We start from the raw sequence: 14,932 nt of genomic DNA on the forward strand, positions 1-14,932 counted from the left end.
TCTTGGGCGCCCTCGCCATGTCTCCGGGCGGACCATCAACATTCGGAACTACTCGTCTAGAGGAACGTGCGGCCCTCGCCCCGGTACGTCGGCACGGTCGCGGTGACACGGTCGCCCTCGATCAGCTGCAGCGCGTCGAACCGCTCGCACAGCTCACCGGCCTTCGCATGCCGGAACCACACCTTGTCGCCGATCAGCAGATCGTCGGCCGGGGCGCCCAGCAACGGGGTCTGCACCTCGCCCGGCCCCTCCTGCGGGTCGTAGCGCAGCCCCTCCGGGAGATACGGGACCGGCAGCCGGTCCGCCCCGGCCGGGCCCGACGCCGGGTAACCGCCCCCGAGCACCGTCACCACGCCCACGCCCGGCCGGCGCACCACGGGCTGCGCGAACAGGGCGGCCGGGCGCGCGGTGAACGAGGTGTAGTTGTCGAACAGACGCGGCACGTACAGCCCCGAACCGGCGGCGACCTCCGTCACCGCGTCCTCGGCCGCCGTGTGCTGCACGCTGCCGGTGCCGCCGCCGTTCACGAACTCCAGGTCCGGCGCCACCGCCCGTACCGCCCGCACCACCTCGGCCCGCCGCACCGCCAGCTCCCTGCGGGCCGCCGCCTGCATCAGCCGGATCGCCCGCGACCGCAGCGGACGGCCCGCCACCGCGTCCCCGACACCCGCGATGTGCCCCTCGTACGCCATCAGGCCGACCAGCCGGAAACCGGGCCGCCGGACCACGGACCTGGCCAGCTCGGCCAGCTCGGCGGGGGAGCGCAGCGGCGAGCGCAGGGCGCCGATCCGGACCCGGCCGCCGAGCAGCCGCAACGAGGTGTCCAGCTCCAGGCAGACCCGGATCTCCTGGGAGCCGCCCGCCCGCGCCGCGTCGATCAGCTCCAGCTGGGAGGCGTCGTCCACCATCACGGTCACGGCGGCGGCGAGCTTCGGATCGGCGGCCAGCTCCGCGTAGGCTGACCGGTCGGCGGACGGATAGGCCAGCAGCACGTCCTCGAAACCGGCGCGGGCCAGCCACAGCGACTCGGCCGGCGTGAACGACATGATCCCGGCGAAGCCCGGCCGCCCCAGCACCCGCTCCAGCAGCGCCCGGCACCGCACCGACTTGCTCGCCACCCGGATCGGCTTGCCCGCGGCCCGGCGTACGAGATCGTCGGCGTTGGCGTCGAACGCCTCCAGATCGACGACGGCGACGGGGGCGTCGAGATGCGCGGTGGCCCGGTCGTAACGGGCCCGGTCGGCGGCACGGGCAGTCATGGCCGCAGCTTGCCAGACGGCCGTACTGATGGGTAGGGGGAAGATCCGTGCAGATCCGCCGCTGCCCCGGCGGCCCGCTCCCACCCGGAGCACCGCAGCCCGTAGAGTGGCGCGCACGCGGCGAGCGGGGACCGCGCGCGGTACGGAACGGATCAGGGGGACGCATGAGTACCGAAGCGCAGCGCGCCCCTCTGCCGCCCCGCCCGACCACCCCGCCGCGTCCCTCCCAGCCGCCACCTCCGCCACACCCGCACGACGCCGGCCCCCCGCCCCCGCAGGCGGACTGGCCGCCGCCCGTCGCCCCGCCCCGCCCCGGCGCGGGCCCCGCCCCGTTCCGGGACCGGCGGGCGTACCGGGCCGTCGCCGCCGGAATCTGCGCGGTCCTCGGCCTCGGGCTGATCGGCGGGGCCGCCACCGGCAGCTGGCTCACCGGCGGCGCGGACGAACCCGCCGCCCGCAGCGCGTACACCGTGGGCCGGGCGGCCTGGCACAGCATCCCCGTGGACAGCCTCTTCCCCCGCACCCTCGACGGCGACGGCGCCGGACCCGGCGGCGCCGACCGGGTCTGGACGCGGCTCGCCGTCGCCCCGGACAGCGGCTGCGCCACCGCGCTCGACCCGCTGCTCGCCAAGACCCTGCGCACGGTCGGCTGCGCCCGCGTCCTGCGCGCCACCTACACCGACGCCACGGCCAGCAGCGTCACCACCGTGGGCCTCGTGTTCACCGAGGCCGACACCGAGGCGATGCGCGCCCTGAGCACCCGGTTCGCCGGCGAGCGCCTCGACCGCCGCACCGATCTGCTGCCCCGCGCCTACCCGGTCCCCGACAGCCCGGCGGCCGCGTTCGGCGCCCGGCAGCGCGCCAGCTGGACCGTGCGGGTGCTGACCGGGCTGCCCGTCGTCGCCTTCGCCGTCTCCGGCTTCGCGGACGGCCGCGCGAGCACCCCGCCCCAGCCCGCCGAACAGGCCGTGGCCGAAGGCGCCACGACCGCCGCCGCGCAGGCCGGGCTCGGCCACGAGGCCAAGGGCCTGGCCGACCGCGTCGAGCGCGGGCTGCGCACCCGGATCGCCGACCTCACGGAGCAGCCGCAATGACCCGTCGCGCCCGCCACCGCCTCCTCGGCGCCCTCTGTGCGGCCACGGCCCTCGCCCTGCTGCCCGCCACCCCCGCCGGCGCGGACACCATCCGGGCCCAGCAGTGGGGCCTGACCGCCCTGCACACCGACCGGGCCTGGGAGACCACGCGCGGCAAGGGCGTCACCGTCGCCGTCGTGGACACCGGCGTGGACGGCAGCCTGCCCGACCTGGCCGGCCAGGTCCTGCCCGGCAAGGACCTCATCGGCTTCGGCGCGGGGCGCGGCGACAAGGCGTGGGCCCGGCACGGCACCGCCATGGCGGGGATCATCGCGGGCCGGGGCCACGGCAGCGGCCGTGCCGACGGCGTGCTCGGCATCGCGCCCGAGGCCAAGATCCTGCCCGTCCGGGTCATCCTCGAAGCGAGCGACCCGGCCCGCGCCAAGGCCCGCAGGACCCGGGGCACCGCGCTCGCGGACGGCATCCGCTGGGCCGCCGACCACGGCGCCGACGTCATCAACCTCTCCCTCGGCGACGACAGCGAGTCCGCGCACCCCGAACCCGGCGAGGACGCCGCCGTCCAGTACGCGCTGGCCAAGGGCGCCGTGGTCGTCGCCTCGGCCGGCAACGGGGGCGAGAAGGGCGACCACATCTCGTACCCCGCCGCCTATCCGGGGGTGATCGCCGCCACGGCCGTCGACCGGTACGGCACCCACGCCTCGTTCTCCACCCGCCGCTGGTACGCCACCGTCAGCGCCCCCGGCGACGACATCGTCGTCCCGGCGCCCGACCGCAAGTACTACGTGGAGTGGGGCACCTCGGCCGCCGCCGCGTTCGTCTCCGGCGCGGTCGCCCTCGTCAGGTCCGCGCACCCCGGCCTCTCGCCCGCGCAGATCAAGAAGCTCCTCACCGACACCGCCCGCGACGCCCCGGCCGGCGGCCGCGACGACGCGCGCGGCTACGGGATCGTGGACCCGGCCGCGGCCATCGAGGCGGGCGGCCGGCCGCCCGCCGCCGACGCGCCCGGCGACTCCGCCCCGGCCGGCTACCGCAAGCGGTACTTCGGCGCCGGTCCCACGCCCGAACCCGGCGACGACGGCCCGGTCGGCCGGCTCGCCCCGGCGGCCGGCGGCCTCGGGGTGCTGCTGCTCGCGGCGGGCGCGCTGCTCTGGCGCACCCGCGACGGCCGCCCGCTGCGGGGCCGGACCCGCTGAGCCGGGCGCGAACGCGGGGGCACTAGGCTCGACCCGTGGCGCAGAAGAACATCCCGGACCCCGGTTACTCCGACGACGACGGCACCGCCGACCCCGCCCTGGCCTCGGCGCTCGCCGCCTGGTCCGCGGACCGCAGCGCGGTCGCGCCGGTCCTCGAAGCCCTCAGCGGCGCCCGGCTCCTGGTGCCCGTGGTCGCCGTGCTCGGCGAGGTGGAGGAGGACGAGAACGGGCTGCGCCGCGAGAAGACCAGCGACATGGCGGTGCCCACCCTCCGGGCCGGCGACCGGTGCGCGCTGCCCGCCTTCACCTCCACCGCATCACTGGCCCGCTGGGACCCGCAGGCCCGCCCCGTCGCCGTACCGCTGCACCAGGCGCTCCAGGCCGCCGCGCACGAGAAGGCCGACACCGTCGTACTGGACCTCGCGGGACCGGTGGCCTTCGAGCTGACCGGGGCCGCGCTGCGCGCCCTCGCCGAGGGCCGTACCAGCGCCGACCCGCTCGACGACCCGGCCGTCACCGCGGCGGTGCGCGAGGCGGTCACCGCCGAGCCCGCCGTGCTCCGCGCCCATCTCGGCCCCGGCAGCGCCGACGGCACCCTGGCCCTGGTCCTGGCGGCGGACGCCGACCCGGCGGCGGCGGTCGGCCGCGTCGCCCGGTCGCTGGCCGCCCACGAGGTGCTGCGCGCCCGGCTGGTCCGGGGCCTGGACCTCGCGCTGCTGCCCGCGGACGCGGCCGCCCCCGGCGAGCCGCTGTTCACGCGCTGAGCGCGGACGGGGGCCCGCCGGGGGCGGCGAGGGCGGTGGGTCTCAGCCGAGGGCCGGGTTTCAGCCGAGGGCCGGGTCTCAGCCGAAGACCGGGCCGGTGTACTTCTCGCCCGGACCGTGGCCCGGCTCGTCCGGGACGAGCGAGGCCTCGCGGAAGGCCAGCTGGAGGGACTTGAGGCCGTCGCGCAGCGGGGCGGCGTGGAACGAGCTGATCTCCGTGGTGCTCGCGTCCAGCAGGCCGGCCAGCGCGTGGACCAGCTTGCGGGCCTCGTCCAGGTCCTTGTGGTCGTCGCCGTCCTCGGTCAGGCCGAGCTTGACGGCGGCGGCGCTCATCAGGTTGACGGCGACCGTCACGATCACCTCGACGGCGGGCACCTCCGCGATGTCGCGGGCCATCTCGTCGAAGCCGGGGGAAGTACTGCTGGGGGTCGCGTCACTCATGCGTCTTACGATAGGCCCACGGAAGCGGCCCTCCGCGCGCGGGAGCGGCCGCGCCACCGGGTTGGTGCCCGCTCGGCCGAGCTGCTAACCTTGTGTAACGACCGGCTGGGCAGCTATGTGCCCGGCCCACAAGTGGAGGCTCCGTTCTCCCACCTGGCCGTCCTGGGGACGGCGGGTCACCGGTCAGGTGGTGCCCATCGTTCCGTACGGACGATGGAGCCGCCCGATGCGCCCCGCGGTACGCCGTGGCGGTGTTCCGGTTTTTCAGGAGCCCCGCCTGTGTCCCGTCCGGGGCATTTTTGTTGTCCCGGCACGGTTGGTCTGTCTGAAACAGACGTTACGCGGCTGTCCGCCAGGCGGTCGCGTGGTGCTACCGAGGAGGATCCATCAGCGCCGAGCCCCGCATCAACGACCGGATTCGCGTGCCCGAGGTACGACTTGTCGGTCCCAGTGGCGAGCAGGTCGGGATCGTGCCGCTTGCCAAGGCCCTGGAACTCGCACAGGAGTACGACCTCGACCTGGTCGAGGTGGCGGCTACCGCCCGTCCGCCCGTGTGCAAGCTCATGGACTACGGGAAGTTCAAGTACGAGTCGGCCATGAAGGCCCGTGAGGCGCGCAAGAACCAGGCGCACACGGTCATCAAGGAGATGAAGCTCCGGCCGAAGATCGACCCGCACGACTATGACACCAAGAAGGGTCACGTCGTCCGGTTCCTCAAGCAGGGCGACAAGGTCAAGATCACGATCATGTTCCGCGGTCGTGAGCAGTCCCGCCCCGAACTGGGCTTCCGGCTGCTCCAGCGGCTCGCTTCGGACGTGGAGGAACTCGGCTTCATCGAGTCCAACCCGAAGCAGGACGGCCGGAACATGATCATGGTTCTGGGCCCGCACAAGAAGAAGACCGAAGCCATGGCCGAGGCCCGCGAGGCCCAGGCCGCCCGCAAGGCGGAGCGCCAGGGGAACAACACCCCCGACGCCGAGCCCGCGGCGAAGGCGCCCGAGGCGGCGCCCGAGGCCGAGGCCGAGACCCCTTCCGAGGCGTGACCTCCGGGGGATGCCATCCAGGCACCCCCGGAACCCCCCGGAAGCCCATGAAGATCTGACGCCCCTGCGTTCCGGTGCCCGCACCGAGAGGGGCGCCACTGACGAGGAGAGAACGGCGCGATGCCGAAGAACAAGACGCACAGCGGTGCCAGCAAGCGCTTCAAGATCACCGGCTCCGGCAAGGTGCTGCGCGAGAGGGCCGGCAAGCGCCACCTGCTCGAGCACAAGTCGTCCAAGAAGACGCGTTCGCTGACCGGTACGGTCGTCGCGGCTCCGGCCGACGCCAAGAAGGTCAAGAAGCTTCTCGGCAAGTGAGGCCGCGGTCCCCGGTGAGTCCGGGGACACGCCCTCCATCCGACCGGGACCCAATCGTTTCCGGGCCGTGTGAGTACGACCACGGCCCCGCTACAAGGAGTTAACAAGTGGCACGCGTCAAGCGGGCAGTCAACGCCCACAAGAAGCGCCGGGCGATCCTCGAGCAGGCCAGCGGCTACCGCGGTCAGCGTTCGCGCCTGTACCGCAAGGCCAAGGAGCAGGTCACCCACTCCCTGGTCTACAACTACAACGACCGCAAGAAGCGCAAGGGCGACTTCCGTCAGCTCTGGATCCAGCGCATCAACGCGGCCGCCCGCCAGAACGGCATGACGTACAACCGCCTCATCCAGGGTCTCAAGGCCGCCAACATCGAGGTGGACCGCAAGATCCTGGCCGAGCTCGCGGTCAACGACGCCAACGCGTTCGCCGCCCTCGTCGAGGCCGCTCAGAAGGCCCTCCCGAGCGACGTCAACGCCCCGAAGGCCGCCTGACCCAGGCCGCTCTTCCAGGCATTCCCGCCGGACCCGCAGGCGCCCGCCGTCTGCGGGTCCGGTGCGTTGCGCCCCCTCGCCGGGCCGGTCCGGCGTGCCACGGCCGGGGCGCGGCACGACACCGGACCTTCGTCACGCAGAGAGGCTCCTCGCCGACATGGGCACCCCCGAACTGATCTCCCCGCGTTCGCCGCGGGTCGCCGCCGCCCGGCGGCTGGCCAGGCGCAACTTCCGCGGCAAGGAGCGCAGGTTCATCGCCGAGGGGCCGCAGGCCGTGCGCGAGGCCGCCGGACACCGGGGCGCGGACGGCGAACCGACCCTCCTCGAACTCTTCGCCACCGTCGAGGCCGCCGAGCGCTACGCGCCGATCGTCGACGCCGCCCTCGCGGCCGGCGCCCGGGTCCACCTCGCCGGCGCCGACGTCCTGGCCGACGTCTCCCAGACCGTCACCCCGCAGGGCCTCATCGGGGTCTGCCGCTTCCTCGACTCGCCCTTCGAGTCGATCCTCGCCGCCCGGCCCCGGCTGGTCGCCGTCCTCGCCCACGTCCGCGACCCCGGCAACGCCGGCACCGTCCTGCGCTGCGCCGACGCGGCGGGCGCCGACGCGGTCGTCCTCACCGACGCCTCCGTGGACCTGTACAACCCCAAGTCGGTACGCGCCTCGGTCGGCTCGCTCTTCCACCTGCCGGTCGCCGTGGGCGTCCCCGTCGAGCAGGCCGTGCGCGGGCTGCGCGAGGCGGGCGTGCGCATCCTGGCCGCCGACGGCGCGGGCAGCGACGACCTCGACGACGAACTCGACGCCGGCACCATGGGCGGGCCCACCGCCTGGGTCTTCGGCAACGAGGCGTGGGGCCTGCCCGAGGAGACCCGGGCGCTGGCCGACGCCGTGGTCCGGGTGCCGATCCACGGCAAGGCGGAGAGCCTCAACCTGGCGACCGCCGCCGCGGTCTGCCTGTACGCCTCCGCGCGCGCCCAGCGCCCCCGCCGCGCCACCGGCTGACCCCGTCCGCGCGCTCCCGCTTCGACGGAGAGCCCCCGTAGGGTGTCGCTGTGTCACCGGCGACTAGTAGGGTGGCCAACTCGGGGGCAGGCCCACTGCATTGGTTCGAGAGGTGGGGTCCGGAATGGTTGTCGGCATGAGCGGGCCGCGCGCGGCGCACGCCGCCGTCGTGCGCGCCACCGGCGAACCGGACGGCCGCGCCGTCGCGGACGGCCTCGGGCTGCACCCGGACGACCTGCCCGACGGGCTCGTCGTCGCGGACGAGTCGGGCCGGGTCATCTGCTTCAACGCCGCCGCCGTCCGGATCACCGGCGTCGCCGCCACCGACGCCCTCGGCCGCCCCGTGGAACAGGTACTGCCGCTGGAGGACCTCAAGGGCCGCCGCTGGTGGGAGCTGACCGACCCCTACGGCGGCCTCGCGACCCGCGTCGCCCAGCCCGAGCGCAACCTGCTGCTGCCCGGCGTCCGCGAGGTCCTGGTCTCCGCCCGCTACGTCCGCGAGACGCCCACCGGACCGCTCCGCCGGCTGGTGATCAGCCTGCGCGGCACGGAGGCCCGCCGCCGCTCCGAGCGCAGCCACGCCGAGCTGATCGCGACCGTCGCCCACGAACTGCGCTCCCCGCTGACCTCGGTCAAGGGCTTCACGGCGACGCTGCTCGCCAAGTGGGAGCGGTTCACCGACGACCAGAAGCGCCTCATGCTGGAGACGGTGTACGCGGACTCCAACCGGGTCACCCGCCTCATCACCGAGCTCCTGGACATCTCCAGGATCGACTCCGGGCGCCTGGAGCTGCGCCGCCAGCCCGTGGACCTGTCCGCCGCCGTCGAACGCCACGTCCAGGCGCACACCGCCGCGGGCCAGGACCCCGGCCGCTTCCTCCTCCGCACCTGCCAGCCGCTGCCCGCCGTCTGGGCCGACCCGGACAAGGTCGACCAGGTCCTGGGCAACCTGCTGGAAAACGCGGTGCGGCACGGTGAGGGAACTGTCACCATCGATGTGGCACCCGCACCGGCGAAGAGCGACGAGAGGGGAGCGGCCGTCACCGTGAGCGACGAAGGACCAGGCATCCCCGAGGAGTCGATGGGCCGCGTCTTCACCCGTTTCTGGCGGGGCAGCAAGCGCGGCGGCACGGGCCTGGGTCTCTACATCGTCAAGGGCATCGTCGAGGCCCACGGCGGCACCATCACGGTCGGGCGCGGCCCCGGAGGCGGCGCGGAGTTCCGATTTATGCTGCCCGTGAGCACGCCGGCCTATCTCAGCTGAGGCCCGAGCGGCCCACGGGCGCCCCACCCGCCCCGCGACCCTTAGACTCGATCCTTGGCACCTTTGCGTCCTCCGGTCTTCGAGCGAGGTCACGGGGGTCCGGGAATGTCCCCCGGCAAACGCAGCACTCAGCCAATCGGAAGTACGGGAAGAGATGTCGGCACCGAACAAGTCGTACGACCCAGTCGAGGTCGAGGCACTGAAACCGGAAGAGATCGAGCGCATCCGGGACGAGGCGCTCGCCGCCTTCGCCGCCGCGGGCGACCTCGAAGCGCTCGCCCAGGCGAAGACCGCGCACACCGGTGGCACCTCGCCCCTGTCGCTGGCCAACCGCGAGATCGGCGCACTGCCCCCGCAGGCCAAGGCCGAGGCCGGCAAGCGCGTCGGCCAGGCCCGCGCCGCCGTGGGCCGCGCCCTCGCCGCCCGCCAGGCGGAACTGGAGGCCGAGCGGGACGCCCGCGTGCTGGTCGAGGAGGCGGTGGACGTCACGCTGCCCTACGACCGCACCCCGGCCGGCGCCCGCCACCCGCTGACGACCTTCATGGAGCGCGTCGCCGACGTCTTCGTGGCCATGGGCTACGAGATCGCCGAGGGCCCCGAGGCCGAGGCGGAGTGGTTCAACTTCGACGCCCTGAACTTCGTGCCCGACCACCCGGCCCGGCAGATGCAGGACACCTTCTTCGTCGAGGGCGCCGACGGCGCGAAGAACGACGAGTCCGGTGTCGTCCTGCGCACGCACACCTCGCCGGTCCAGGCCCGCACCCTGCTCGACCGCGAGCCCCCCGTCTACGTCGTCTGCCCCGGCCGCGTCTACCGCACCGACGAGCTGGACGCCACGCACACCCCGGTCTTCCACCAGATCGAGCTGCTCGCCGTCGACGAGGGCCTGACCATGGCCGACCTCAAGGGCACCCTCGACCACATGGTCCAGGCGCTCTTCGGCGCGGACATGAAGACCCGGCTGCGGCCCCACTTCTTCCCGTTCACCGAGCCGTCCGCCGAGATGGACATGGTCTGCTACGTGTGCCGCGGCGCCTCCGTCGGCAACCCGGACCACCCCTGCCGCACCTGCGGCAGCGAGGGCTGGATCGAGCTCGGCGGCTGCGGCATGGTCAACCCCAAGGTGCTCACCGCCTGCGGCGTCGACCCCCGGAAGTACAGCGGATTCGCCTTCGGGTTCGGCATCGAACGAATGCTGATGTTCCGCCACAACGTCGAAGACATGCGAGACATGGTCGAAGGTGACGTCCGGTTCACCCGGCCCTTCGGGATGGAGATCTGATGCGCGTCCCGCTTTCCTGGCTGCGGGAATACGTCGACCTGCCGGCCACCGAGACCGGCCGCGACGTGCAGACCAAGCTCATCGCCCTGGGCCTGGAGGTCGAGACGGTCGAGCGGACCGGCGCCGGCCTCACCGGCCCCCTGGTCGTCGGACAGGTGCTGACCATCGAGGAGCTGGAGGGCTTCAAGAAGCCGATCCGCTTCTGCACCGTCGACGTCGGCACCGCCAACGGCACCGGCGAGCCGCAGGAGATCGTCTGCGGCGCCCGCAACTTCTCCGTGGGCGACAAGGTCGTCGTGGTCCTGCCCGGCGCCGTGCTCCCCGGCGACTTCGCGATCGCCGCCCGCAAGACGTACGGCAAGACCTCGCACGGCATGATCTGCTCGTCCGACGAGCTGGGCATGGGCGACGACGGCACGCACGGCATCATCGTGCTCCCCCCGGAGCACGAGGTCGGCACCGACGCCATCGAGCTGCTGGAACTCGTCGACGAGGTCCTGGACATCGCCGTCACGCCCGACCGCGGCTACTGCCTGTCGATGCGCGGCGTCGCCCGCGAGGCCGCCACCGCCTACGGCCTGCCGCTGCGCGACCCGGCCCTGCTGGACGTGCCCGCGCCCAACGCGTACGGCTACCCGGTCGAGGTCGCCGACCCGATCGGCTGCTCCCGCTTCACCGCGCGCACGGTCGTCGGGCTCCAGCCCGAGGCCCGTACCCCGATCTGGATGCAGCGCCGGCTCCAGAAGGCGGGCATGCGGCCCATCTCGCTCGCCGTGGACGTCACCAACTACGTGATGCTCGAACTCGGCCAGCCGCTGCACGCCTACGACCGGACCCGCATCGACGGTCCGATCGGGGTGCGCCGCGCCGAGCGGGGCGAGAAGCTCACCACGCTCGACGGCGCCGTGCGCGTCCTGGACGCCGGCGACCTCGTCATCACCGACAACCGCGGCCCCATCGGCCTCGCGGGCGTCATGGGCGGCGCCGACACGGAGATCGCCGACGCGGCCGAGGGCGCGCACACCTCCGAGGTCGTCATCGAGGCCGCGCACTTCGACGCGATCTCGATCGCCCGCACCGCCCGCCGCCACAAGCTGCCCTCCGAGGCGTCCAAGCGCTTCGAGCGCGGCGTGGACCCGCAGGCCGCCGCCGCGGCCGCCCAGCGCACCGTGGACCTGCTGGTCCTGCTCGCCGGCGGCACCGCCGAGGCGGGCGTCACCGAGGTCACCGCCCCCTCCGCGCCCCGCACCATCACGATGGCGGCCGACCACCCCGACAAGGTCGCCGGTGTCTCCTACGGCCGCGAGGCCGTCGTCCGCCGCCTCCAGGAGGTCGGCTGCGACGTCTACGGGCAGGACGAGCTCCTGGTCACCACGCCGTCCTGGCGCCCCGACCTCACCGAGCCCAACGACCTGGCCGAAGAGGTCATCCGCCTGGAGGGCTACGAGAACCTGCCCTCCACGCTGCCGACCCCGCCCTCCGGCCGCGGCCTCACCGACCGCCAGCGGCTGCACCGCCGCGTCGGCCGGGCCCTCGCGGGCGCGGGCTACGTCGAGGCGCTGAGCTACCCGTTCATCGGCGAAACCGTCCTCGACCAGCTCGGCCTGGACGCGGACGACGCCCGCCGCCGCACGGTGAAGCTCGTCAACCCGCTCTCCGACGAGGAGCCCTCGCTGCGCACCACGCTGCTGCCGGGCCTCCTCGGCGCACTGCGGCGCAACGACGGCCGCGGCAGCCACGACCTCGCCCTCTTCGAGACCGGCCTCGTCTTCAGGCCCACCGGCCAGGAGACCGAGCCCGTCCGGCTGCCCGTCGACCGGCGCCCCTCGGACGAGGAGGTCGCCTCGCTCGACGCCGGGCTGCCGCACCAGCCGCGCCGCGCCGCCGTCGTTCTCGCCGGCGCCCGCGAGCAGGCCGGCTGGTGGGGCAAGGGCCGCCCCGCCGACTGGGCGGACTCCGTCGAGGCGGCGCGCACCGTCGCCCGCGAGGCCGGGGTCGAGGTCATCGTGCGCGCCGACCGGCACGCCCCGTGGCACCCGGGCCGCTGCGCCGCGCTGTACGTGACGGTCGCCGGCCGGGAGACCCTGTTCGGACACGCGGGCGAGCTGCACCCGCGCGTCGTCAAGGAGCTGCACCTGCCCGAGCGCACCTGCGCCATGGAGATCGACCTCGACATCCTGGAGCAGGCCGCGGACGGCGTCCTGCGGGCCCCGCGGATCTCCGCCTTCCCGGTCGCCACCCAGGACGTCGCCCTGGTCGTCGGCCGGGACGTGCCCGCCGCCGACGTGGAGCGGGCGCTCCGCGAGGGCGCGGGCGAACTCCTGGAGTCGCTGCGGCTGTTCGACGTCTTCACCGGCGAGCAGATCGGCGAGGGCAGCAAGTCCCTGGCGTACGCGCTGCGCTTCCGCGCCGCCGACCGCACACTGACGGTGGACGAGGCGAGCGCCGCCCGTGACGCGGCGGTGGCCCTGGCCGCCGAGCGTACGGGCGCGGTCCTGCGCGGGGCGTAGTCCCGCATCGCGTGAAGGAGGGGCGTATCCGGCCACCGGATACGCCCCTCCTGTGTGCTCGCCCCGTCCGCCCCCGCCGTGGAGTGTCGGGCAGGCCGGCGGGGAGGATCGCGCGGATACGGGCCACCCCGCTGTACGAGGGGGAGCGGACGACCCGTCCGCGTCCGGCGAGGCATCCATTCAAGCGAGCCCCCGGCCCGTCCGGCAGCGTGCGCGACGGGACGGTTCGGGCATTGCGTTCACACCCCGTGTGAATCGTGCTCCACTGGGGCGACACGTCCAGGCGTGCCGAACCACCGGAGGGGACATGGCGGCAAGGGAGCCCAACACCGCGCTGGAGGCCCTGATCGAGGAGGCGGGCGTCTCCCGGGCCGGACTGGCCGGCCGGGTGAACCGGGCCGGCCGTGCGCGCGGGCTGTCCCTGCGCTACGAACACACCGCCGTCGCCCGCTGGTTGAAGGGCCAGCGGCCGCGCGGCCAGGTGCCGGACCTGATCTGCGAGGTGCTCGGCGCCAGACTGCGCCGGACCATCTCCCTGGACGACATCGGGATGGCGCTGCCCGACGCCCACGCGCCCGCCGGGGACTCCTCGCTCACCCACTTCGTCGAGCGGGCCACCGCCGTATGGCGCTCGGACGCCCGGCAGCGCCCGTATGTCGTCGCCGCCCCGGCCGTCACCGGGACCACGGCCGTGATGCCCGTCTGGGAATGGGAGAACCCGCCGGAGGACGGCGATGTGTCGCGCGGCGGCCCGGCCCGCGTCGGCGCCGCCGACATGTCAACTCTGCGGGCCGCCCGGGACCATTACGAACTGATGTACCGCAGGACGGGCGGGATCGCGACGCGCCCCCGCGTCGTCGGCTTCCTCAACGCCGGCGCGGCCCCGCTGCTGCGCGGCGGCTACAGCGATGCGACGGGCCGTCAACTGCACCGCACGACGGGCGCGCTGGTGGCCGTGGCGGGCATCTGCGCCTACGACTCCGACGCGCACGGCCTGGCCCAGCGCTACTTCCACCAGGCGCTGCGCCTGGCCAAGGCCAGCGGGGACCGGGGCTTCGGCGGCTATGTGATCGCGCTCCTGGTCAACCAGTCGCTGTTCCTCGCCGAGTACCGCCAGTCCGTCGCCTTCGCGCAGGCGGCCCTGCGGACGGCCGGGCACGAGATCACCCCCGCGCTCGCCGCCGATCTGCACGCGATGCAGGCCAAGGCGTATGCCCGGCTCGGGGACCGGGCGAGCGCGCTGGAGTGCATCGGCCGCGCCGAGTCGGAGGCCGCGCGCATCCGGCCGGGCCGCGAGCCGGACGAGACGGGATACGTCCAGCCGGGCCTGGTGGACGTCCAGGTGGCGGAGGCGCTGCTGAACCTCGGGGACCTGCCGGCCGCCCGCAGGCACGCGGTGGCGGCGGTGCGCACGCCCGCGCACGACCGGGGCCGGGTCCACCGGCTGGCCGTCCTCACCGCGGTCGAGCTGCGCCGGGGCGAGGCGGACCGGGCGGCGGCCACCGCGACGGAGATGGCGGACCGGGCCCTGGGCATGGAGTCGCGGCGGCTGCGCGACCGGCTGCGGGCGGTCCGTGCCGAGCTGCTGGCCAGCGGGAGCGCCGAGGCGGAACGGGCCGCCGAACGCGTGGCGGAGGCCCTGCGCGTACCGCTGTGAGCGCCATCTGCTGCGATACCGCCACCTACGAACAGAAGGTGGCAGAACCGTGCAGTGGACGAACCTGAATGAGCAACCCGTGTATGAGAACCGCTGGTTCCGGGTCAATCTGGCCGATGTCGAGCTGCCGGACGGTGCCCGGCTCGACCACTACGTCATCCGGCAGCGCCCGGTGGCGGCGGCCACCGTCGTCAACGAGGCCAATGAGGCGCTGCTGCTGTGGCGGCACCGCTTCATCACCGGAAGCTGGGGCTGGGAACTGGCGGCCGGCGTCGTGGAGGACGACGAACCGCCGGTGCGGGCGGCGGCGCGCGAGATGGAGGAGGAGACCGGCTGGCGGCCCGGCCCGCTGCGCCCGCTGCTGACCGTGGAGCCGTCCAACGGCCTCAGCGACGCCCGGCACCACTTCTACTGGGGCGAGGAGGCGGAGTGGACGGGCGAGCCGTGCGACGCCTTCGAGTCCTCGCGCCGCGCGTGGATACCGCTGAAACTGGTCCCGGACCTGATCGGCCGCGGCGAGGTCCCGGCCGCGGGCATGGCGGCCGGACTGATGATGCTGCACCACTTACGGCTCGGCTGAGCCGCGCCGGTACGTGCGGGGACCGCGCGGCCCCCGCAG

The 14,932-nt window shown here is 74.2% G+C and carries 14 protein-coding genes; 12 read left to right on the forward strand and 2 right to left on the reverse strand.

Going from position 1 to position 14,932, the window contains the following annotated elements; all coding sequences use genetic code 11:
• Positions 1-56: 56 nt before the first annotated feature.
• Positions 57-1,259, reverse strand: a complete 1,203-nt coding sequence (locus tag DNK56_RS12705) for an amino acid deaminase/aldolase (RefSeq protein WP_111333645.1) — start codon at positions 1,257-1,259, stop codon at positions 57-59.
• Positions 1,260-1,423: 164 nt separating this feature from the next.
• Here DNK56_RS12705 and DNK56_RS12710 point away from each other — a divergent pair, with 164 nt between their 5' ends.
• From DNK56_RS12710 to DNK56_RS12720, 3 genes are read left to right on the forward strand one after another with little or no spacing between them, the layout of a single operon-like run.
• Complete coding sequence (locus DNK56_RS12710; RefSeq protein ID WP_241989852.1) at positions 1,424-2,353, forward strand: hypothetical protein; 930 nt, start codon at positions 1,424-1,426, stop codon at positions 2,351-2,353.
• Entirely contained in the window at positions 2,350-3,546 is a 1,197-nt protein-coding gene (gene mycP / locus DNK56_RS12715; protein WP_111333647.1) for a type VII secretion-associated serine protease mycosin, read from the forward strand. The genes DNK56_RS12710 and mycP overlap by 4 nt, the downstream gene beginning before the upstream one ends.
• Before the next feature lie 35 nt (positions 3,547-3,581).
• On the forward strand, positions 3,582-4,310 hold the full coding sequence (locus tag DNK56_RS12720; RefSeq protein WP_111333649.1) for an SseB family protein: 729 nt from the start codon (positions 3,582-3,584) through the stop codon (positions 4,308-4,310).
• A 78-nt stretch (positions 4,311-4,388) separates the two neighbouring features.
• On the opposite strand, the gene DNK56_RS12725 is transcribed toward DNK56_RS12720, so the two are convergent.
• Positions 4,389-4,751, reverse strand: coding sequence for a DUF1844 domain-containing protein (locus DNK56_RS12725; RefSeq protein WP_111333651.1), 363 nt, complete (start codon positions 4,749-4,751; stop codon positions 4,389-4,391).
• A gap of 386 nt (positions 4,752-5,137) precedes the next feature.
• On the opposite strand from DNK56_RS12725, the gene infC reads away from it, so the two are divergent.
• From infC to DNK56_RS12770, 9 genes are all read left to right on the forward strand, one after another.
• Positions 5,138-5,794, forward strand: a complete 657-nt coding sequence (infC, locus tag DNK56_RS12730; protein WP_111333653.1) for a translation initiation factor IF-3 — start codon at positions 5,138-5,140, stop codon at positions 5,792-5,794.
• Between the two features lie 120 nt (positions 5,795-5,914).
• On the forward strand, positions 5,915-6,109 hold the full coding sequence (rpmI, locus tag DNK56_RS12735) for a 50S ribosomal protein L35 (RefSeq protein ID WP_018103793.1): 195 nt from the start codon (positions 5,915-5,917) through the stop codon (positions 6,107-6,109).
• A gap of 107 nt (positions 6,110-6,216) precedes the next feature.
• Complete coding sequence (gene rplT, locus DNK56_RS12740) at positions 6,217-6,600, forward strand: 50S ribosomal protein L20 (RefSeq protein ID WP_111333655.1); 384 nt, start codon at positions 6,217-6,219, stop codon at positions 6,598-6,600.
• Positions 6,601-6,757: 157 nt separating this feature from the next.
• A complete protein-coding gene (locus DNK56_RS12745) occupies positions 6,758-7,600 on the forward strand; it encodes a TrmH family RNA methyltransferase (RefSeq protein WP_111333657.1) in 843 nt (280 codons plus the stop codon).
• Between the two features lie 124 nt (positions 7,601-7,724).
• Positions 7,725-8,864: a sensor histidine kinase gene (locus tag DNK56_RS12750; RefSeq protein WP_111333659.1), complete on the forward strand. Its 1,140-nt coding sequence runs from the start codon at positions 7,725-7,727 to the stop codon at positions 8,862-8,864.
• Positions 8,865-9,018: 154 nt separating this feature from the next.
• The gene (gene pheS, locus DNK56_RS12755) at positions 9,019-10,146 is read left to right on the forward strand and encodes a phenylalanine--tRNA ligase subunit alpha (RefSeq protein ID WP_111333661.1); all 1,128 of its coding nucleotides are present in this window, start codon (positions 9,019-9,021) and stop codon (positions 10,144-10,146) included.
• Positions 10,146-12,656, forward strand: a complete 2,511-nt coding sequence (pheT, locus tag DNK56_RS12760; RefSeq protein WP_111333663.1) for a phenylalanine--tRNA ligase subunit beta — start codon at positions 10,146-10,148, stop codon at positions 12,654-12,656. The genes pheS and pheT overlap by 1 nt, the downstream gene beginning before the upstream one ends.
• Positions 12,657-12,963: 307 nt before the next feature.
• Positions 12,964-14,313 carry a transcriptional regulator gene (locus tag DNK56_RS12765; protein WP_111333665.1) on the forward strand — a complete coding sequence of 450 codons (1,350 nt, stop codon included), beginning with the start codon at positions 12,964-12,966 and terminating at the stop codon, positions 14,311-14,313.
• Between the two features lie 49 nt (positions 14,314-14,362).
• The gene (locus tag DNK56_RS12770) at positions 14,363-14,893 is read left to right on the forward strand and encodes an NUDIX hydrolase (RefSeq protein WP_111333667.1); all 531 of its coding nucleotides are present in this window, start codon (positions 14,363-14,365) and stop codon (positions 14,891-14,893) included.
• Positions 14,894-14,932: the final 39 nt, after the last annotated feature.

The sequence above is a fragment of the Streptomyces sp. AC1-42W genome (assembly GCF_003248355.1).
Classification (GTDB): Bacteria; Actinomycetota; Actinomycetes; order Streptomycetales; family Streptomycetaceae; genus Streptomyces.